Below are 19711 nucleotides of genomic sequence, written 5' to 3'. Positions count from 1 at the left end.
CAAATGCGACTTTGAGCTCACCCAGGCCCATGCGAGCCGCGTGCCAGCGGGGATTTCAGGCAAAAATCAATGAAAACAATAGCCGAGGCGGTGCTGCGTCCGGACGCCACATGGGTTGGCGGCAGAAATTGCCCGGCATTAACCATACCCTAAACATGCGGAGCGAGACTGACTCGCGAAACGTCGGTAAAGGGCCTCCATGAAGGTCAGTGGCACGAGTGGCGTCGGATCGGCGAAAGGCCCCGGCAAAGCGCGTCCGGCCGGCGGCGACGGCTTCCGTCTGCCCGAGCCAGCCGCACCCGCCGGACCCGCGCAGGTCGCGCGCGCCAGCGCCCTGGGCGGGGTGATGAGCGTCGATGCGCTGCTCGCGCTGCAGGACGTCGGCGGGCCGACCGAGCGCCGACGCCGGGCCGTCGGCAGGGCCGGGCGAATCTTGGATATTCTGGACGAGGTCAAGCTGGGCATGCTGTCCGGCGAGGTCTCGCACGACGACCTGGAGCGGTTGAGCGCGGCGGTCCGCGATCAGCGCCAGAGCGTCGACGACGAGCGCCTGTCGGGCGTTCTCGACGAAATCGAGGTGAGGGCGGCGGTCGAACTGGCCAAACTTGAGCGCGCGAATTCTGCGTCTTAAACGCGCGTGACGAGCGAGGTTCGTTGAAAGCCGATTTTGTTTTGGTATAAGCGCTCCGCGTGTTGTCGGGGCGGTTTCCCAGGGGGCATGAGGCGTCTATGAGCACGGCGGTAATGTTGGCCGACAAGCCCGAGTATCGTCCTTCCGAGGACGAGGAATTCATGAACGAGCGTCAGCTTGAGTATTTCAAGCAGAAGCTGTTGACTTGGAAAGAGGACATCCTGCGGGAATCCCGCGAGACCCTCGTCCATCTCCAGAGCGAAACAGAGAATCATCCGGACCTCGCGGACCGGGCGACCTCGGAGACCGACAGGGCTCTGGAGCTGCGCACCCGCGATCGTCAACGCAAGTTGATCGCCAAGATCGACGACGCGTTGCGCCGGATCGAGGACAATTCGTACGGGTACTGCGAAGACACCGGCGAGCCCATCGGGGTCGCCCGTCTGGAAGCCCGTCCGATCGCGACTCTCAGCCTTGAGGCGCAGGAACGCCACGAGCGCCGCGAGCGCGTTCATCGCGACGACTGAGGACTGACCCTCCCCGAGCGGGGAGGGTTCCTTTTTCGTGAGCCGCCGCCCGCCTCAGAGCGTGGCGGCTGGCGCGGCCGATTGGCCGGCGCCATCCGACAGCCATCGCGCGAAACTCAAGCGACGAAGGTCCCGCCACGCTGGAGCACCTTGTGCGGGCGAGCGTCATGGCCAGTAGCGATCCGTCAACTGCGACGCTAAATGTCTGGCATGTCCAAACGTCTCGTCATCGCCGCCATCCAAGCCAATCCCACCGTGGGCGCCATCGTCCACAACGAGGCGCTGGCGCGAGAGCGTCTGGCGCAGGCCCGCGCCGCCGGGGCTGATATCGCGCTTTTCTCCGAGCTGTTCCTCAACGGCTATCCCCCTGAGGACCTGGCGTTGAAGCCGGCTTTCTGGGCGGCGGGCCAGGCCGCCGTCGAGCGGCTGGCCCTGGAGACCCGGGACGGGCCCGCGGCCCTGATCGGGGTGATCTGGCCCGGCAAGGACGCCGCCTCGCGGCCGCGCAACGCGCTGGCCTTCCTCGCGGAGGGAGAGATCAAGGGCCTGGCCTTCAAGTGCGACCTCCCCAATTACGGGGTCTTCGACGAAAAGCGGGTGTTCGAGCCCGGCGACCGTCCCGAGGTCTTCGAGTGGAAGGGCGTCAAGATCGGCGCGCCGGTCTGCGAGGACATCTGGAAGCCCGGCGTCTGCGGCGACCTGAAGGCCCGCGGCGCCGAGATCCTGTTGGTCCCCAACGGTTCGCCCTACCGCCGCACCGCCGACGACGAGCGGATGAAGGTGGCCAGGGCGCGGGTGGCCGAGACCGGCCTGCCGCTGGTCTATGTCAACGAGGTCGGCGGCCAGGACGAACTGGTCTTCGACGGCGGCTCCTTCGCGCTCTCTGCCAAGGGCGAGGTGGTCATGCGTCTGCCCATGTTCGAGGAAGCCCTGGCGCTCTCGACCTGGGAGAAGGGCGAGGCCGGCTGGACCTGCGTCGAGGCGCCCATGAGCGACTGGGTGACGGGACCGGAAGAGATCTACAGGGCCATGGTCATGGGCCTGAGAGATTACGTCAGGAAATCCGGTTTTCCTGGCGTATTGCTTGGACTTTCTGGCGGAGTGGACTCGGCGATCAGCGCCATTGTGGCCGCTGACGCCCTGGGACCGGAGAACGTTCGGTGCTTCATGCTGCCGTCCAAATACACCAGTCAGGAAAGCCTGGATGACGCGGAGCAGTGCGCCAGGAGGATCGGCTGCCGGCTGGACGAGATCTCCATCGCGCCCGCCGTCGACGCCTTCGCCCAGATGCTGACCCCGCACTTCGAGAACCGCGCCCCGGATCTCACGGAGGAGAACATCCAGGCCCGGGCGCGCGGCTTGTCGCTCATGGCGCTCTCCAACAAGCTCGGCCTGATGCTGCTGACCACGGGCAACAAGTCGGAGATGGCGGTGGGCTACGCCACGCTCTACGGCGACATGTGCGGCGGCTACAACGTGCTGAAGGACCTCTACAAGACCGACGTCTACGCCGTCTGCGCCTGGCGCAACGCCAACGACCCCTATGGCGTGGCGGTCGATCCGATCCCCGAGCGAATCCTGACCAAGGCCCCGTCGGCCGAGTTGCGGCCCGACCAGAAGGACCAGGATAGCCTGCCCGAATATGCGGAACTCGACGCCATCCTGCACGGCCTGGTGGAGGAGGAGGCGACGCTGGATGAGATCGTCGCCCGCGGCTACGCCCCGGCAACGGTCGAGCGCATCCAGCGCCTGCTTTACAACTCGGAATACAAGCGCCGTCAGGCCGCGCCGGGGGTGAAGCTGGGCGCCAGGGCCTTCGGCCGCGACCGCCGCTATCCGATCGTCAACGGCTTCCGCGACCAAGTGACCAAGGTGTGAGCCGCGCTCCCGTCATCGAGACCGAGCGCCTGATCCTGCGCGGCCATGTGAAGGCCGACCTGGACGACTGCCTGGCCATGTGGGGCGACGCCGAGGTCACCCGCTTCATCGGCGGCAAGCCGGCGGCGCTGGACGAGGTCTGGTCGCGGCTGCTGCGCTATATCGGCCATTGGGACCAGATGGACTACGGCTTCTGGACCGTGCGCGAGAAGGCCGGCGGACGGTTCGTGGGCGAGGTCGGCTTCGCCGACTTCAAGCGCCAGATGTCGCCCTCGTTCGGAAGGACCCCTGAGATGGGCTGGGCGCTGTCGCCGGCGGTCCACGGCAAGGGCTACGCGACCGAGGCCGTCAGCGCGGCGCTCGCCTGGGCCGACCAGCGGTTCGACGATGGCCGCCTGGTCTGCATGATCAGCCCCGACAACGCGCCGTCGCTGCGGGTGGCCGAAAAGGCCGGTTTCCGCGAGTTTGCGCGGACCAGCTACCATGGCGACGTGATCCTCCTGGAGCGCTGAGCGCCTCAGGTCATCCGCGCGGCGACCGGCGGCGTCTCGACGTCGGCCGGCGCTTGGACCAGGGCGGGGATCACATCCTCGATCCGATCTACCGAGATCCAGCTCCGCATGAACGATCCAGGAGTCAGGCGGTGATCCACCGTGTGCTGGAAGAGCTGGAACAGAGGCTCCCAGAAGCCGTCGGGACTGAAGAACACCACGGGCTTGGCGTGCAGGTCCAGGCGCCGCCAGGACAGCAACTCCACCACCTCTTCCAGGGTGCCGATGCCGCCGGGCAGCACCACGAAGGCGTCGGAGCGCTCGAACATGATCTGCTTGCGCTCGTGCATGGAGCTGACGGTGATGGTCTCCACCACGTCCAGCCGGCGCTCGCGCTCCTTCAGGAAATGCGGAATCACGCCCAGCACCCGGCCGCCGGCCTCGTGGGCTGCGATGGCGCAGGCGCCCATCAGGCCAACGCCGCCGCCGCCATAGATCAGGGTCAGGTCCGCCGCCGCGAGGTCTCGGCCAAGGGTCGCCGCGTCGGCCAGCAGCCGCGGTTCGGCGGCGTCGGACGATCCGCAGAACACGCAGACCGATTCCAGATGGGCGGGCTTTGGCCCCATTCGCTTGGGCTCCGGGAGAACATTCCATTCCGGGCGCGCTTGCGGATGCGCCTGGAAGGTCCGATTAGCTATGATCCGGGTTAAGGAGTTTCAAGCAAGTCGTGTTCCGTGCGCCGTTTCTTATCTTTGCATCCCTGTTGGCTCTGCTCGCCGGGTGTGGCGAGGGGACCCCACCGGTCATCGTGCCCGGAACGGCGCCCCAGGCGCCGCCGGAGGCCGCGTATGTGACACCCCCCGCCGTCACCGCCGCTCGCGTCCAGGGCGCCAGCCTTCTGTTGTCTGGCACGGCCCCGGCCGGCGCCAGGGTGCGGCTGGCCACGCCCGCCGGCGAGGCGATCTTCGCCAACGCCGACCCCAAGGGCGTCTGGCGGCTCACCCTGCCGGCCTCGCCCGAGGCCCGCATCTACGGAATCTCGGCCGCCAGCGGCCCGCGTACGGCCCAGGGCGAGGGCTATCTGCTGCTCACGCCCCAGGGAGAGCCGGTGCTGCTGCGCGCCGGGGCCGGCGCCCTGCGCATCGGTCCGCGCGGCCAGCACGGCCTGGACGCCGTGGACTTCGACCGGGAGGGCGGGGCGGTGGTCTCCGGCCGGGCCCCGGCCGGGGCGGCGCTCAGCGTTCATATCGACGGCCGCCAGACGGCCGACGGTCGCGCCGATTCCACCGGCCGCTACGCCATCGCGCTAACCCAGCCCCTGCCGCCGGGCGCGCACCAGGTCGACGTATTCGGCGACGCCACCGAGAACACCGTGACCGTCGACGCCACCTCCGCTCCGCCGCTGGCCAGCGGGCCGTTCCGCGCGGTCCAGGTCGGGTCGGGTCTGAGGGTCGACTGGATGACGCCGGGCGGCGGCGCGCAATCAACCCTGTTGCTGAAGTGAGCGCCCTGACTTGACCTTCGCCCACCCCAGCACGGCGCGCGGCTTCGCTGTTCCCGGCGCGATCTCCCCGGCCTCGGTCAAGTTCGACTTCTGGCGCTCCATGGCCGATCTCGGCCGACTGGTGATGCGCTCGGGCGCGCCCGGCCTGAAATGGCGGGTCAGCGTGTCCCTGGCCCTGGTGTTCGTCGGTAAGCTCGCCGGAGTGGGCGCGCCCGTGGCGCTGGGGGAAGCGATCAACACCCTGGCGCCTGGGGTGGGAGCCTCGGCGGTGGCCGAGGTCGGGGTCGGCTTCGTGACCTTTGCGCTCGCCTTCGTCGGCCTTCGGCTGATCGCCGCCTGCGCGCCGTACGCCCGCGACGCCATCTTCACCGTGGTCAGCCAGTCGACCATGGCCAAGGCGGCGACCGAGACCTTCGCCCATGCGCTTGCCCTGTCCCTGGACTTCCACCAGGGCAAGCAGACCGGCAGCATGGCCCGGATCATCGACCGCGGGGCGCGGTCCACCGACTTCCTGATGCGCAGCGTGGTGTTCAACCTGGGCCCCACGGCCATCGAGCTGGTCCTGGCCATGATTGTCATGGCCACCCGGCTGGACTGGCGCTTCGCGCTCACCGCCTTCGTCACCATCGTCATCTACACGGTGCTGACCTTCAAGATCACCGACTGGCGGCTGGCCCATCGGCGGGAGCTGAACGAGGCCGACAGCCGCACCGCGGGCCTCTCGGTGGACGCCCTGCTGAACTACGAGACCGTGAAGACCTTCGGTTCGGAGGATCGCACCGTCGGCCGCTACGCGGCGGCCATGGGCGACTATGTGAAGGCCGGCGTGAAGGCCAACACCTCGCTCTCCATGCTGAACGCCATCCAGTCCGTGGTGCTGAACCTGGGCCTGGCCCTGATGACCGTCATGGCCGGCTACGAGGTCCTGGAAGGCCGGATGCGGATCGGCGACGTCACCATGGCCATCCTGCTGCTCATTGGCATCTACGGCCCGCTCAACATGCTGGGCTTCAATTACCGCGAGATCCGCCAGGCCTTCATCGACATGGAGCAGATGGTGGCGCTCACGGCGCTCCAGCCCGACATCGTCGATGCGCCCGACGCGCGGGACCTGCCGCCCGCCACCGGGCGCGGGGCCGAGATCGTGTTCGAGGACGTGGAGTTCCGCCACGACGCCCGCTCCACGGGCCTGATCGGCATGAACTTCCGGGCCGCGCCGGGCTCGACGGTGGCCCTGGTCGGCCCCTCGGGCGCGGGCAAGACCACGGCGGTGCGCCTGGCCCTGCGGCTGATCGATCCGCAGAGCGGGCGGATCACCCTCGATGGCGTGGACCTGCGCCAGGTGAAGCAATCGGCCCTGCGCCGGGCGGTGGCTCTGGTGCCGCAGGACGTGGCCCTGTTCAACGACACCATCGCCGCCAACATCGCCTTCGCCCGGCCGGAGGCCAGCCCCGCCGACGTCCGCGCCGCGGCCGAGGCTGCGGAATTGGGCGGCTTCATCGATGGCCTGCCGAACGGCATGGCGACCCTGGTGGGAGAGCGGGGGTTGAAGCTCTCCGGCGGTGAGCGTCAGCGTGTGGGCATCGCCCGCGCACTGCTGGCCGATCCCCGCTTCCTGGTGTTGGACGAGGCCACCAGCGCCCTCGACGGCCCCACCGAGGAAGCGATCCAGGCCACCCTGCGCAAGGTGAGGGAAGGGCGCACCACCCTGGTGATCGCCCACCGGCTGTCCACCGTGGTCGACGCCGACCTGATCCTGGTCCTGCGTCGCGGCCGTATCGTCGAGCAGGGGCGCCACGCCGAACTGTTGGAGAACGCCGGCGAATACGCCGCCCTCTGGCGTCGCCAGACGCGGGAAGTCTGAGGCCTCGCTAGATCCTCCCCCAGCGCGAAGCGCGATTTGGGGGAGGTGGCGCGTCGCGAAGCGGCGTGACGGAGGGGGCTTCATCCACGGCGGGATGAGTCAAAATCCCCCTCAATCAGCTTCGCTGACAGCTCCCCCAGAGGGGGAGCATCTGGATCGCGCTACTCGGCGGCCTTGGGCAGGTCGTCGTCGCCGAACACCACCGAGGGCTTCCGCGACGGCGTCTGGCGGGGCTTGAAGACCCTGCCCCCCGTCTTGCCCCAGAACCAGGCGAACCGACGCGAGGCCACCTTGGGCGCCGCCAGCAGGACCGGCGTCAGGATCAGGGTCAGGAGGGTGGCGAAGGACAGGCCCCAGACCACGGCGCCCGAGAGCTGCACCCACCATTCCGAACCGGGCGCCTTGTACTCCATGTGGAAGCCATGGAAGTTCGGGTGCACCTGGAACATCAGCGGCAGCAGGCCCACCACCGTCACAAGGGTGGTCAGCATGACCGGCCGGAACCTCTGGGCGGCCGAGCGGACCGCGGCCTCGTCGGCCGGGAAACCCTGGCGCCTGAGCTGATAGTAGGTGTCCACCAGCACGATGTTGTGGCCCACCACCACGCCGGCCAGGGCCACGACCCCGGTCCCGAGCATGATCACCGAGATGTAGTCGAAGGTGTGCCCGATGTTGACAACGACGCCCAGCAGCACGCCTACCGTGGACAGGGCCACCGCCGAGAGTGTCACCAGCACCCCATAGAAGGAGTTGAACTGCCAGAGCAGGATCACCCCCATCAGGAACAGCGAAACGGCCATGGCGGTCATGAAGAACACCGCGGCCTCGCGGCCTTCCTCGTCGGCGCCAGTGAACTTCCAGCGGACGGAGGGGTCGATCGTGGCCTTCTCCAGCCAGGGTCGCAGCTGCTCGATCTTCTGGCTGGCGGCCACGCCTTCGATGGTGTTGGCCTGGATAACCACCAGGCGCTGGCCGTCGCGGCGCTGGATGGTGGTCACCTGCTGGGCGGGCATCTGCTTGATGAAGTAGCTGGCCGGCACCGGCCCGCTTGCGGTCGGGATCTTCAGGGTGTCGAAGGCCGCCACGTTGCGCGCCTCGGGCGGGAAGCGGACGCGGATGTCCAGCTCGTCGTCGGCGTCGTCGGGGCGGAAGCGACCGACCAGCACCCCGCCGGTCACGAACTGGATGGCCTGACCGACCGAGAGCACGTCGACGCCGTAGCGGCCGGCGGCCTCGCGGTCGACCGCCAGGTTCCACTCGATCCCGGGGGAGGTCCGGTTGTCCTCCATCTCATAGAGGTCGCGATCGCTGGCGAACTTGGCCTTGACCATGTCGGCCGCGGCATTCAGCGCAACCGCATCCTGGCCGCGCAGCTCGACCTGCACGTCCTTGCCGGTGGGCGGCCCGCCCTGGGGTTCGCGAACCTCGACCTCGATGCCGGGCAGGTCGGTGACGCGCTTGCGGACCTCGTTGGCGATGTCCTTGCCGACCAGGCCGAGCGCCTGGCGTTCCTCATACTCGGCGAAGTCGAGGTTCAGGCGTCCGATGGTGTCGTTGGGCGCGGAGTTGGGGCCGCCGCCGGGGCTGCTGGAGCCTGTGCGCGCGAAGATCGAATTGACGCCCTTGATCCCCTGCAGACGGCTCTCGACCTGCTTGACCAGGATGTCCTGCGCCTGGGGCGAGAGGTTGCCGCGGGCCTTGACGAAGACGTTCACCCATTCCGGGTCCTGTTGCAGGAAGAACTCGGAGGGCTTCTTGGCCGCGCTGAAAGCCATGACGATCACGACGATTATGCCAAGCGTCGCCAGGCATGTGCGGCCGGGATGGCGGCCCAGCACGTCGATCATCCGGGCGTAGTAGCCCATGAAGCCCTTCATCTCGCGCGGGTCGCCCCGCTCGGACTTTTCGATCTCGGCCAGGTGCTCGGCGTCGACGGCGGCCTTGCGGCCGAAGATCGAACCCAGGGCCGGGGTGAAGATCAGGGCGATGAAGATCGAAGCGCCCAGCACGTAGAACAGGGTCATGGGCAGGAAGCTCATGAACTTGCCGGGGATCGAGTTCCAGAACAGGAAGGGCAGGAAGGCGCAAAGCGTCGTCAGGGTGCCGTTCAGCACCGGCCAGAACATGCGCTTGCCGGCGGCGGCGAAGGCCTCCTCCTTGGGCATGCCCTCGGCCATCTTCCGGTCGGCGTACTCCACCACCACGATGCCGCCATCGACCAGGATGCCGACGGCCAGCACCAGGCCGAACATGACCATCTGGTTCAGGGTCACGCCGTTGGCGTTCAGCATCAGGAAGGCGAGCAGGAAGCAGGCCGGGATCGCCGCGCCCACCATCAGGCCCTGGCGGATGCCGAGGGTGGTCACGATGATCAGCATGACCAGGATGGTGGCCGTCAGCAGGCCGCTTTCCAGCACCACCAGGGTGCGGCCGATGAAGTCGCTTTCGTCGAAGATGTAGTTGGCCTTGATCGTCTCGGGCCAGCGCTTCTGCTCCTCGGTGACGACCTTGCGGACCTCCTTCACCGTATCGAGGATATTGGCTCCCGACCGCTTCGCCACGTCCACCGAGAAGGCGGGCTGGCCGTTGAAGCGGGTGATGAGGGTGGCTTCCTTGAAGGTGCGGCGAACGTCGCCGATGTCGCCGACCGTGATCAGCCGGTCGCCGTTCTTCTTGATCGGCAGGGCCAGGATGTCTTCCGGCTTCTCGACCACGCCCGGGACCTTCACGGCGAACTTGCCGGTGGAGGACTCAAGGTTTCCGGCGGGGACCAGCTGGTTGTTGCGGCCGATCACCTGGGCCAACTCGCCGGTGGTGACGTTGGCCGCCTCCATCCGCGCCGGGTCGACGGTGACCTCGAGGAACTCCTCGCGGCCGCCGTTCAGATAGACTTCCAGCACGCCGGGCGCGCTTTCCAGGCGGTCCTGCAGCGAACGCGCAATCTGGAACAGGGTCCGCTCGGGGGCGGCCCCCGACAGAACGATGCCGATGATCGGCTCGCCGGTGAAATTGGCTTCCTCGATGATCGGTTCTTCGGCGTCCGGCGGGAACTCGCCGCGCGCCAGGTCGACCTTGGCGCGGACTTCGCCCAGGGCCTTGTCCTTGTCGAAGTCGGCCTCGAACTCGAGATTGACGATCGCCATGCTCTGGCGGGCGACCGCGTTCATCTCCTTGATGCCTTCGATCGCCTGCAGCTCGGTCTCCAGCGGGCGCACGAGCAGGCGCTCGGCGTCCTCTGGACTGACGCCGGGATAGGGCACGACCACGGAGATGAAGGGGAAGTCGATGTTCGGGTTGGATTCCCGCGGCATCGCCAGATAGGCGAACAGGCCGAAGATGCTGGCGATCAGGGTGACGGCCAGCACGACCTTGCGCCGTTTGATCGCGCCGTCGATCAGAGGTCCGATCATCTGCCCAGTCTCCTACGGCGAGCGTCCGCGCTTAGCGCGCGACGCCCACGCGAACCTTTTGACCCTCGGCCACGTACGACTGGCCGACGGTGATGATGCGGACGGGACCTTGCAGGCCCGTCACCCAGATGCCTTGCGGGGTCTCCTCCAGCACCGTGACGGGGGAGAAGGCCACGCGGTTGTCGTCGAGGACGTAGCGGACGCCCTGGCGGCCCTTGGCGTCCAGCACCAGCGACGACAGGGGAACCAGGTGGGCCGGGCCCACGCCCGTTCCGATCTTGACCGAGGCCGAGAGGCCCGAGCGGATCAGGTTCGGGTTGTTGGCGGTGACCTCGACCCGATAGGTGCGGGTCATGGCGTCGGCCTCGCGCGACGCGTAGCGGATGCGGCCCGCCAGGCTCTCGCCCGAGGTCAGCTGCGCCGTGGCGTTGGCCCCGACCCGGACCTTGGAGGCCTCGGTCTCGGGCAGGTCGCCGACGATCAGCAGCGGGTTCAGCTCGATCATGGTGCCGCAGGCCTGGCCGGGCGCCAGATAGGTGCCGATCTCGGCGTCGCGCTTATCGAACACGCCGTTGAAGGGCGCGCGGATGTTCATCTGCTCCACGCCGATCTCGGCCTGGCGCGCGGCCGCCATGGCGGCGTCGAGATTGGCCTGGTCCTGCAGGACCTGGGTCTGGGAACGGTAGCCCTTGGCGGCGAGGTCGGCCGAGGCCTTCTGCTGCAGCTGGCGCGAACGCACATTGGCGCGCGCCTGGTCGAGCGTGGCCTGGCGGGCATCGACGTTCAGGCGGCAAAGCACCGCGCCCTTGCGCACATAGGAGCCCTCGACCGCCGGGGCCGCGGCGACCACGCCGGCGCTTTCGGACTTCACCACGACGCTGCGGGCGGACTCGGTGCGGCCACGGATCGTGACGACATAGGGCTTGGCGACTTCCGGCGTCAGCACCGCCTGCACGGTCGGATCGGCCGCCTTGGTCTGGGCGGCGGACTTGGCCTCGGCCTTCCCGGACTTGGCCGTGGCGTTGATGATCGTCCCCACCACGAAGGCGAGCACGAGCACCCCGACCAGGATCAAGGCGAAGAGATACTGTGGTTTTAAGCGCATCCAGCCGTTCCCCGAGCGCAGCAGCATTGTCGCGACCGTCCCAATCCGGTCGCACGCCCCAGCTCACCAAATAGGTTGCGTCGCCTTGTTATTCCACCGTTCTGCGAGCGCAAATGAAATCGCGGACAGATAGGCGGTTCGGCGGATATCGTACCCTTTACGCCATAGGTTCGCAGCACAGCCTTGCGCAGACCTTAACCTGGCGGCACACCACGGCGGCCAGTCTTCGAAGGGAGCCCCCACGTCGTGAAATACCTGCACACCATGGTCCGCGTGACCGATCTCGACGCCTCGCTCGATTTCTACTGCAACAAGCTGGGATTGATGGAGGTCTCGCGCGTCGAAAACCCCGGGGGACGGTTCACCCTCGTGTTCCTGTGCGCGCCGGGCGACGAGGCGGCGGCCGCCGAGCGCAAGACCCCGACGGTCGAGCTGACCTATAACTGGGACCCCGAGGACTATGGCGGCGGGCGCAATTTCGGCCACCTGGCCTATGCGGTCGACGACATCTACGCGACCTGCCAGAGGCTCGCCGACGGCGGAGTGACGATCAACCGCCCGCCCCGCGACGGACGCATGGCCTTCGTCCGCTCGCCGGACGGCATCTCCATCGAGCTGCTGCAGGCCGGCCCCGCAATGGCCCCGGCCGAGCCCTGGACATCCATGCCCAACGTCGGCGCCTGGTGACCGGTCGCCTGGAGGGGCGCTGCGCGCTCATCACTGGGGCGGCCGGCGGCATCGGCCTGGGCTGCGCCGAGGCCTTCGCCAAGGAGGGCTGCGACATGGTCCTCATGGATATAGACGGCCCGCGGCTGGCCGCAGCCGCCGCGGACCTGGCCCAGCGATCGGGCCGCAAGGTCCATGCCCTGACCTGCGACGTCGGCGACGCCGACGCCGCCCGCGCTGCGGTGATCAAGGCCGCCGCCCTGCTGGGCCGTATCGATGTCCTGGTCAACAACGCTGGCGTCCTGGCCCCGGGCGACATTCTCGACGCCGAGCTCGCCGACTTCGACCGGGTGCTGGCGATCAATCTGCGCGCGCCCTTCGTAATCGGCCAGACCGTGGCCCGCCACATGGTCGACGCCAAGATCAAGGGCTCGATCATCAACATGTCGTCGATCAACGCGATCCTGGCGATCCCCAACCAGGTCGCCTACGTGACCAGCAAGGGCGGGGTCGGCCAGTTGACCAAGGCCATGGCGCTGGGCCTGGCGCCCTACGGCATCCGGGTCAACGCCATCGGCCCCGGCACTATCGTCACGGATATTTTGAAGGGCGTGATGGAGGACGACGACGCGCGCCGCAGGGTGTTGCAGCGCACGCCGCTCAAGCGCTTCGGCGAACCGGAGGAGATCGGCCGCGTGGCCGTGTTCCTGGCAAGCGAGGACGCCTCCTACATCACCGGCCAGACCATCTATCCCGACGGCGGCCGGCTGGCGCTCAACTACACGGTGCCGGTCGACTAGGGGGACGGCGGCAGGCTCTCCACGAACGCCCGTACGTCGGCCGCGGAGTGCTTGGCGATCTGTTCCATGGGTATGTGGCCCACCTTCGGATAGGTGATCAGCCTGGCGCCGGGAATGGCGCCGGCGAGGGCCCGACCGTCCGCGACGGGGATCAGCCGATCTTCGTCGCCGTGGATCACCAGGGTCGGCGTCGTGATCGCCGTGAAGGTCTCCGGCCGGATAGGCGTCGGCGGAGCTTCGCGCGGGGCGAGCAGAAGCGCCCGCCGGCCCGGCGCCCGGGCGAAGTCGACATAGCGATCGACCACCGCCTTGGTCACCAGGCGTTCGTCCAGGTAGGCGTCCTTTAGGCCCGGCCCGGCGACAGGTCGCGGATTGAGGTTCTTGAGCAGCGCTCGCCCGATCGGGTTTCCCATCAGCCTGAAGGCCAGGGGCTGTGAGTCCGGGGCCTCGCTGCGCGGCCAACCGGCTGCGTTGACCAGGACCAGGCCCCGCAGCCGGTCGGGATGGGCGATGGCGTAGTTCCAGGCGACCGCCCCGCCCATGGAATTTCCCGCCAGGACGAAGGGGTCGAGTTCGAGCGCCCGCGCCACCCCCTGCACGACCGCCACATTGCCTGCCGTCGACAGCGCGTAGCCGTCCGGGGTTCTCGTCAGTCCGTGGCCTGGCAGGTCGAGGCTGACGATTCGGTAGTCGTTTCCGAGCTCGCGCACCCACGGCTCCCAGGTGTGGAGGGACGCCGAGAAGCCGTGAAGCAGCACGAGGGGCTGTCCGTCCCGCTGGCCCTGGTCGCGGTAGTGGACGCGCACGCCGTCCGGCAGGTCGAGGTAGCGCGAGGCGGGGCTGGCGTATTTCGCCTCCAGCTCCGCATAGGTGAGATCCGCCGCGCACCCCGACAGCAGCAGCGCCGCCGCAAGAACCAGTCCCAGACGCCCTAGCATGACCGACCCCGTGTGGATGAAGGCGAAGGCTCGAACCTGTTGGCGTTCGGCGTCAACCATGCCGTCGCGTCAGCCCTTGGCGAAGGCTGCGATGTCGGGGTTCAGGCCGGATCGATCTGCGCCACGATCAGGCGGACAGCGGCGCCGAAGGTCACCGGCGCGCCGGCGGGCGCCAGCAGGGCGTCTTCGCGGGCCAAGGCGGCCTCGCCGCCCGGCCAGGATGCGGTCGCGGCCTCCAGGACCAGCAGCAGGGTGACCTCGCCCCGACCAACGAAGATGTCGCCGGCGTCCAGCGACCGCCGCCGGACGTGGGCGCGGTAGGCTCCGCGTCGCACCATGACATTGAGGTCGCGGATCGGGCCCTCCCGCAGGCCGGCCTCGCAGCGCGCATCGCCGGAAAAGGCCAGGGGCGGGGAGCCCGCTTCCAGCACCACCGCCGCGCGGCCGTCGATGGACAGCGACAAGCCCGCGCCCTCGATAACCGTCAGGACGCGGTCCACCCCCGGAAACGCCGAGAATGGCCCACCGGTCGCCACATCGGCGATGCTGAGCCGCCAGTCGAACTTGTCGATCCCGGCGCCTGCCGGCGAGACGACGACGTCGCGGGTGACCCCGCCGCCGTTCTTCCAGGGGACCGCGATCCGGTCTGCGGCGCGCAGGACCTGCATCAGGGAAGGATGCCCGGCAGGTCCAGACCCTTCTCGCGGGCCACTGTTAGCGCGATCTCATAGCCGGCGTCGGCGTGGCGCATCACGCCGCTGGCCGGGTCGTTCCACAACACACGTTCAAGGCGCTTGGCCGCCGCCGGCGTGCCGTCGGCCACGATGACCATGCCGGCGTGCTGCGAGAAGCCCATGCCCACCCCTCCGCCATGGTGCAGCGACACCCAGGTGGCGCCCGAGGCGGTGTTCAGCAGGGCGTTCAGCAGCGGCCAGTCGGAGACCGCGTCGGAACCGTCGCGCATGGCCTCGGTCTCGCGGTTGGGCGAGGCGACCGAACCCGAGTCCAGGTGGTCGCGGCCGATCACCACGGGGGCCTTCAGCTCGCCCGAGGCGACCATCTCGTTGAAGGCAAGGCCCAGGCGGTGGCGGTCGCCCAGCCCTACCCAGCAGATCCGCGCCGGAAGGCCCTGGAACTGGATCCGCTTGGCCGCCATGTCGAGCCAGTTGTGCAGGTGGGCGTTGTCGGGGATCAGCGCCTTCACCTTGGCGTCGGTCCTGTAGATGTCCTCGGGATCCCCCGACAGCGCCGCCCAGCGGAAGGGCCCGATCCCCCGGCAGAAGAGCGGGCGGATATAGGCCGGCACGAATCCCGGGAAATCGAAGGCGTTGCTCACGCCTTCCTCCTTGGCCATCTGGCGGATGTTGTTGCCGTAGTCGACGGTGGGCACGCCGGCCGCCTGGAAGGCCAGCATCGACCGGACGTGCTCGGCCATGGAAGCCCGGGCGGCTTCCTCCACCTGCTTTGGGTCCTGGGCGCGCATGGCGGCCCAGCGCTCCAGGCTCCAGCCCTTGGGCAGGTAGCCGTTGATCGGGTCGTGAGCCGAGGTCTGGTCGGTCAGCAGGTCCGGTCGCACCCCGCGCGCGAACATCAGCGGCAGCAGCTCGGCGGCGTTGCCCAGCAGGCCGACCGAGATCGGGGTCTTGTCGCGGCAGGATTGCTCGATCCAGGCCAGGGCTTCGTCGAGGTTCTCGGTGGAGCGGTCGAGATAGCCGGTGCGCAGCCGCATCGCGATGCTGGCGGGATTGCACTCGATGGCCAGGCACGAGGCGCCGGCCATCACCGCCGCCAGGGGCTGGGCCCCGCCCATGCCGCCCAGGCCCGCGGTCAGCAGCCACTTGCCGGACAGGTCGCCGCCATGGTGCTGACGGCCCATCTCCACGAAGGTCTCATAGGTGCCCTGCACGATCCCCTGGGCGCCGATATAGATCCAGGAGCCGGCGGTCATCTGGCCGTACATGGCCAGGCCCTTGCGATCGAGCTCGTTGAAGTGCTCCCAGGTCGCCCAGCGCGGCACCAGGTTGGAGTTGGCGATCAGCACCCGGGGCGCGTCGGCGTGGGTCCTGAACACGCCGACCGGTTTCCCCGACTGGACCAGCAGGGTCTCGTCGTCCTCCAGGCGGCGCAGCGTCTCGACGATCTTGTCGAAGCTCTCCCAGTCGCGCGCCGCCCGGCCGATGCCGCCATAGACCACCAGCTCTTCGGGGCGCTCGGCCACGTCGGGATGCAGGTTGTTCATCAACATCCGCAGCGGCGCTTCGGTGAGCCAGCTCTTGGCGGTGAGCGTCGTGCCGGTGGCGGGGCGGATGACGCGATTGGTGTCGAGGCGGGTCATGGCGGACTCAGGCTTTGGCGAAGGCGATGCACGCCTTCAGGACATCGGTGAGGGCCGCGCGCATGGGTGCGGCCTTAGCGTCGGAGTAGGGGGCGGGCCAGATCGCCGGGGTCGGCGGCTCGGCCGGGTCGTCCATGTAGCCCCGGCAGGCGAGCTCCATCTGGATGGCGTGGACGCCGGACCGCGGCTCGCCGTAGTGGCGGGTGGTCCAGCCGCCCTTGAAGCGGCCGTTGGTGACGCGGGAAAAGCCGCTGGCGTCGCAGGCCGCCTCGACGGCGGCGGTCAGGGCCGGATCGCAGCTCTCGCCCGAATTGGTGCCCAGGTTGAAGTTCGGCAGTTCGCCCTCGAACAGGCGCGGAATGACCGAGCGGATCGAATGGGCCTCGTAGAGCACCACCTTGTCATGGACGCCGCGCAGGCGGGCCAGCTCGGTCCGCAGGACGTCGTGATAGGGCGCGAAATAGGTTTCCCGACGCCGTGCGATCTCGGCGTCGTCGGGCCCGCCGTCAGCGTAGAGCGACTCGCCGTCGAAGGTGGTGGTCGGGCAGAGTTCCGTGGTCGCCTGACCCGGATAGAGCGAGACGCCGGAGGGGGCGCGGTTCACGTCGATCACCGTGCGGCTGACCGCGGTGCGCACGGTGGTCGCCCCCAGGTCGCGGGCGAAGCCGTACAGCCGGTCGATCCACCAGTCGGCGTCCTTGCGCGCCAGCCAGGGCGAGGCCAGGCGCCTCTCGATCTCCAGGGGGATCAGGGTCCCAGTGTGCGGGAAGCTCACCACCAGGGGCGCTGCGCCGCGATGGACCTCCAGCCACTCCATCACGACACGCTTGGAAGGTGGACGGCCCCGGCGGCGTCGAGCACGGCGCCGGAGCGCACCAGGGCGATGGCGGCCTCCATGTCCGGATGGAAGTGGCGATCGTCGGTTAGGTGCGGGACCTGAGCGCGAAGCAGCGCGCGCGTCGCCTCCAGGACCGGGCTCGAGGTCAGCGGCGCATGGAAGTCGCAGCCCTGGGCCGCCGCCAGCAGCTCGATGCCGATAACGGCGGTGGCGTTGTCGACCATGCCCAGCAGTCGCCGCGCGCCGTGGGCGGCCATGGAGACATGGTCCTCCTGGTTGGCCGAGGTCGGGATGGAGTCGACGCTGGCCGGATAAGCTTTCTGCTTGTTCTCGCTGACCAGGGCCGCGGCGGTCACCTGCGGGATCATGAAACCGGAATTTAGCCCCGGCTTGGGGGTCAGGAAGGCCGGCAGGCCCGACAGCGCTGGGTCCACCAGCATGGCGATCCTCCGTTCGGCCAGGGAGCCGATCTCGCAGACGGCCAGCGCGATCATGTCGGCGGCGAAGGCCACCGGCTCGGCGTGGAAGTTGCCGCCGGACAGGGCCTCGTCGCTCTCCGGGAAGATCAGCGGATTGTCAGTGACCCCGTTGGCCTCCGTCGCCAGGGTGGCGGCGGCCTGGCGCAGGACGTCGAGGGCCGCACCCATCACCTGGGGCTGGCAGCGCAGGCAATAGGGATCCTGCACCCGTTCGTCGCCCTGCAGGTGGGAGGCGCGGATCGCCGAACCTTCCATCAGCGCGCGCAGGGCGTCGGCGGTCTCGATCTGGCCGGCATGGCGGCGCAGGGCGTGGATGCGGGGATCGAAGGGCGTGTCCGAGCCCTTGGCGGCCTCGGTCGACAGTGCTCCGGTCACCAGGGCGGTCTGGAACAGCCGCTCGGCCCCGAACAGGGCGGCGAGCGCGTTGGCGGTGGAGAACTGCGTTCCGTTCAGCAGGGCCAGGCCCTCCTTGGGCCCGAGCGACAGCGGCGCGAGCCCGGCCTGGGCCAGAGCCTCGCCGGCCGGCAGCCGCGTCCCGCCGACGAAGATCTCGCCGACCCCGATCATGGCCGCGGCCATGTGGGCCAGCGGCGCGAGGTCGCCCGAGGCGCCCACCGAACCCTGGCCGGGAATGACCGGCGTCAGGCCCTTTGTCAGCATATCCTCCAGCAAGGCGACTGTGGCCGGCCTCACCCCGGAGGCGCCCTGGGCCAGGCTCGCCAGCTTCAGCGCCAGCATCAGCCGGATCACAGGAACCGGAGAAGCCTCCCCGACCCCCGCGGCGTGCGAGAGCACGATATTCCGCTGCAGCGTCGCAAGATCGGCCGCGGCGATGCGGACGCTGGCCAGCTTCCCGAACCCGGTATTGATCCCGTAGACCGGCTCGCCCTTGGCCAGGATCCGCTCCACGGCCGCGGCGCTCTCGGCGATGAGCGGGGCGCTGGACGCGTCGAGCCGCGCCGTCGCCCCCCGGTAGATCGCCGCCCATTCGGCGAGGCTCACCTCGCCGGGCCGCAAGACGACGTCGTTCATAGGCCACTCCAGACGCGGGCATGGAGCGGGTTGAAGCCCATGCGATAGACGAGTTCGGCCGGGCGCTCGATGTCCCAGACGGCGAGGTCGCAGCGTTTGCCGGCCTCCAGGGTCCCGGTCTCGGCGAGTATCCCCAGCGCGCGCGCGGCCTCGCGGGTGACCCCGGCCAGGCACTCCTCCACGGTCAGCCGGAACAGGGTCGCGCCCATGTTCATGGTGAGCAGCAACGAGGTGAGCGGCGAGGTGCCGGGATTGCAGTCGGTGGCCAGCGCCATGGGCACGCCGGCGGCGCGCAGGGCGCCGATCGGCGGCGGCTTCGTCTCGCGGACGAAGTAGTAGGCGCCGGGCAGCAGGGTGGCCACCACGCCAGCGCGCGCCATGGCGGCGACGCCGGCCTCGTCCAGGTGCTCCAGGTGGTCGGCCGACAGCGCACCGAACTCGGCGGCCAGCGCCGCGCCATGCAGGTTGGAAAGCTGTTCGGCGTGCAGCTTGACGCGCAGCCCATGGGCCCTGGCGGCCTCGAACACCCGGCGTGTCTGGTCCGGGGTGAAGCCGATGCCTTCGCAGAAGGCGTCCACCGCGTCGGCCAGGCCCGCGGCGGCCACCGCCGGGATCAACTCGCGGCAGACCAGGTCGATATAGCCGTCCGCATCGCCCGCGAATTCGGGCGGCAGGGCGTGGGCCCCCAGGAAGGTGGTCTTGATGGTCACGGCGCGGCGTTGGCCAAGCGCGCGCGCCGCGCGCAGCGATTTCAGTTCGTGCTCCAGCGAAAGCCCGTAGCCGGACTTCACCTCGACGGTCGTCGCCCCCTCGGCGATCAGGGCGTCCAGGCGGGGCAGGGCGCCGGCTGTCAGCTCGTCCTCGCTCGCGGCGCGGGTGGCGGCCATGGTCGAGACGATGCCGCCGCCGGCCCGGGCGATCTCCTCATAGGAGGCGCCGGACAGGCGCAGCTCGAACTCGTGGGCGCGGTCGCCGCCGAACACCAGATGGGTGTGAGGGTCGATGAGTCCCGGCGTGATCCAGCGGCCCTGGCAATCGATCGTCTCGTCGGTGACGAAGGCCGGCGCCTCGGAGGCCGAGCCCGCATAGACGATCCGGCCGTCGCGGGCCGCCACGCAGCCATCGTCAACCTCGCCCAGGCCTAGCCGCCCGGAGGCGAGCGTGGCGAGGCGGGCGCGAGCCCAGACCCTGTCGCAGCGCATGGCCGCCTCCT

General features: G+C 69.0%; 17 protein-coding genes. 8 read left to right on the top strand and 9 right to left on the bottom strand.

Annotated features, from left to right (window positions below; genetic code table 11):
* Positions 1-199: 199 nt before the first annotated feature.
* The 4 genes from M9M90_RS12825 (at position 200) to M9M90_RS12810 (ending at position 3548) form a co-directional block, all read left to right on the top strand.
* Positions 200-631, top strand: a complete 432-nt coding sequence (locus M9M90_RS12825) for a flagellar assembly protein FliX (protein WP_254833620.1) — start codon at positions 200-202, stop codon at positions 629-631.
* Positions 632-729: 98 nt separating this feature from the next.
* Positions 730-1158 carry an RNA polymerase-binding protein DksA gene (gene dksA / locus M9M90_RS12820; protein ID WP_254833619.1) on the top strand — a complete coding sequence of 143 codons (429 nt, stop codon included), beginning with the start codon at positions 730-732 and terminating at the stop codon, positions 1156-1158.
* A 210-nt stretch (positions 1159-1368) separates the two neighbouring features.
* On the top strand, positions 1369-3036 hold the full coding sequence (locus tag M9M90_RS12815) for an NAD+ synthase (protein WP_254833618.1): 1668 nt from the start codon (positions 1369-1371) through the stop codon (positions 3034-3036).
* Positions 3033-3548, top strand: a complete 516-nt coding sequence (locus M9M90_RS12810) for a GNAT family N-acetyltransferase (RefSeq protein WP_254833617.1) — start codon at positions 3033-3035, stop codon at positions 3546-3548. The genes M9M90_RS12815 and M9M90_RS12810 overlap by 4 nt, the downstream gene beginning before the upstream one ends.
* Before the next feature lie 5 nt (positions 3549-3553).
* Here M9M90_RS12810 and M9M90_RS12805 read toward each other — a convergent pair whose 3' ends face one another.
* Positions 3554-4153, bottom strand: coding sequence for a TIGR00730 family Rossman fold protein (locus M9M90_RS12805; protein ID WP_254833616.1), 600 nt, complete (start codon positions 4151-4153; stop codon positions 3554-3556).
* A 224-nt stretch (positions 4154-4377) separates the two neighbouring features.
* Between M9M90_RS12805 and M9M90_RS12800 the strand changes: the two genes are divergently transcribed.
* The gene (locus M9M90_RS12800) at positions 4378-5031 is read left to right on the top strand and encodes a hypothetical protein (protein ID WP_254833615.1); all 654 of its coding nucleotides are present in this window, start codon (positions 4378-4380) and stop codon (positions 5029-5031) included.
* Positions 5032-5131: 100 nt separating this feature from the next.
* Positions 5132-6895: an ABC transporter ATP-binding protein/permease gene (locus M9M90_RS12795; protein WP_254837127.1), complete on the top strand. Its 1764-nt coding sequence runs from the start codon at positions 5132-5134 to the stop codon at positions 6893-6895.
* A 161-nt stretch (positions 6896-7056) separates the two neighbouring features.
* On the opposite strand, the gene M9M90_RS12790 is transcribed toward M9M90_RS12795, so the two are convergent.
* Positions 7057-10305 (bottom strand): efflux RND transporter permease subunit, encoded by a 3249-nt coding sequence (locus M9M90_RS12790; RefSeq protein WP_254833614.1) that lies wholly within the window; start codon positions 10303-10305, stop codon positions 7057-7059.
* A 31-nt stretch (positions 10306-10336) separates the two neighbouring features.
* A complete protein-coding gene (locus M9M90_RS12785) occupies positions 10337-11410 on the bottom strand; it encodes an efflux RND transporter periplasmic adaptor subunit (protein WP_254833613.1) in 1074 nt (357 codons plus the stop codon).
* A 246-nt stretch (positions 11411-11656) separates the two neighbouring features.
* Here M9M90_RS12785 and M9M90_RS12780 point away from each other — a divergent pair, with 246 nt between their 5' ends.
* Positions 11657-12097, top strand: coding sequence for a VOC family protein (locus tag M9M90_RS12780; protein WP_254833612.1), 441 nt, complete (start codon positions 11657-11659; stop codon positions 12095-12097).
* Positions 12094-12876 (top strand): SDR family NAD(P)-dependent oxidoreductase, encoded by a 783-nt coding sequence (locus M9M90_RS12775; RefSeq protein WP_254833611.1) that lies wholly within the window; start codon positions 12094-12096, stop codon positions 12874-12876. The genes M9M90_RS12780 and M9M90_RS12775 overlap by 4 nt, the downstream gene beginning before the upstream one ends.
* Here the strand turns inward: M9M90_RS12775 and M9M90_RS12770 are convergent.
* Genes M9M90_RS12770 through hutI form a run of 6 tightly spaced genes read right to left on the bottom strand, consistent with a single transcriptional unit; the run spans position 12873 to position 19700 of the window.
* On the bottom strand, positions 12873-13874 hold the full coding sequence (locus tag M9M90_RS12770; RefSeq protein ID WP_254833610.1) for an alpha/beta fold hydrolase: 1002 nt from the start codon (positions 13872-13874) through the stop codon (positions 12873-12875). The two genes, M9M90_RS12775 and M9M90_RS12770, sit on opposite strands and share 4 nt — an antisense overlap.
* Before the next feature lie 41 nt (positions 13875-13915).
* On the bottom strand, positions 13916-14482 hold the full coding sequence (locus M9M90_RS12765) for a HutD family protein (RefSeq protein ID WP_254833609.1): 567 nt from the start codon (positions 14480-14482) through the stop codon (positions 13916-13918).
* Positions 14482-16149, bottom strand: coding sequence for a urocanate hydratase (gene hutU, locus M9M90_RS12760; RefSeq protein ID WP_254833608.1), 1668 nt, complete (start codon positions 16147-16149; stop codon positions 14482-14484). The genes M9M90_RS12765 and hutU overlap by 1 nt, the downstream gene beginning before the upstream one ends.
* A gap of 7 nt (positions 16150-16156) precedes the next feature.
* Positions 16157-16969, bottom strand: a complete 813-nt coding sequence (gene hutG, locus M9M90_RS12755; protein ID WP_254833607.1) for an N-formylglutamate deformylase — start codon at positions 16967-16969, stop codon at positions 16157-16159.
* The gene (gene hutH, locus M9M90_RS12750; RefSeq protein ID WP_371876850.1) at positions 16966-18498 is read right to left on the bottom strand and encodes a histidine ammonia-lyase; all 1533 of its coding nucleotides are present in this window, start codon (positions 18496-18498) and stop codon (positions 16966-16968) included. The genes hutG and hutH overlap by 4 nt, the downstream gene beginning before the upstream one ends.
* Positions 18495-19700 carry an imidazolonepropionase gene (gene hutI, locus M9M90_RS12745; protein ID WP_254833606.1) on the bottom strand — a complete coding sequence of 402 codons (1206 nt, stop codon included), beginning with the start codon at positions 19698-19700 and terminating at the stop codon, positions 18495-18497. The genes hutH and hutI overlap by 4 nt, the downstream gene beginning before the upstream one ends.
* Positions 19701-19711: the final 11 nt, after the last annotated feature.

This window comes from Phenylobacterium sp. LH3H17, assembly GCF_024298925.1.
GTDB lineage: Bacteria > Pseudomonadota > Alphaproteobacteria > Caulobacterales > Caulobacteraceae > Phenylobacterium.
The sequence above is the reverse complement of the archived record's forward strand: the minus strand, read 5'-3'. Positions and strand labels throughout refer to the sequence as shown.

Bases quoted from the DNA above. Each gene is read 5' to 3' on its own strand.
- M9M90_RS12825 (WP_254833620.1), top strand. From the start codon at position 200: ATGAAGGTCAGTGGCACGAGTGGCGTCGGATCGGCGAAAGGCCCCGGC.
- dksA (WP_254833619.1), top strand. From the start codon at position 730: ATGAGCACGGCGGTAATGTTGGCCGACAAGCCCGAGTATCGTCCTTCC.
- M9M90_RS12815 (WP_254833618.1), top strand. From the start codon at position 1,369: ATGTCCAAACGTCTCGTCATCGCCGCCATCCAAGCCAATCCCACCGTG.
- M9M90_RS12805 (WP_254833616.1), bottom strand. From the start codon at position 4,153: ATGGGGCCAAAGCCCGCCCATCTGGAATCGGTCTGCGTGTTCTGCGGA.
- M9M90_RS12795 (WP_254837127.1), top strand. From the start codon at position 5,132: ATGGCCGATCTCGGCCGACTGGTGATGCGCTCGGGCGCGCCCGGCCTG.
- M9M90_RS12790 (WP_254833614.1), bottom strand. From the start codon at position 10,305: ATGATCGGACCTCTGATCGACGGCGCGATCAAACGGCGCAAGGTCGTG.
- M9M90_RS12785 (WP_254833613.1), bottom strand. From the start codon at position 11,410: ATGCGCTTAAAACCACAGTATCTCTTCGCCTTGATCCTGGTCGGGGTG.
- M9M90_RS12770 (WP_254833610.1), bottom strand. From the start codon at position 13,874: ATGGTTGACGCCGAACGCCAACAGGTTCGAGCCTTCGCCTTCATCCAC.
- M9M90_RS12765 (WP_254833609.1), bottom strand. From the start codon at position 14,482: ATGCAGGTCCTGCGCGCCGCAGACCGGATCGCGGTCCCCTGGAAGAAC.
- hutU (WP_254833608.1), bottom strand. From the start codon at position 16,149: ATGACCCGCCTCGACACCAATCGCGTCATCCGCCCCGCCACCGGCACG.
- hutH (WP_371876850.1), bottom strand. From the start codon at position 18,498: ATGAACGACGTCGTCTTGCGGCCCGGCGAGGTGAGCCTCGCCGAATGG.
- hutI (WP_254833606.1), bottom strand. From the start codon at position 19,700: ATGCGCTGCGACAGGGTCTGGGCTCGCGCCCGCCTCGCCACGCTCGCC.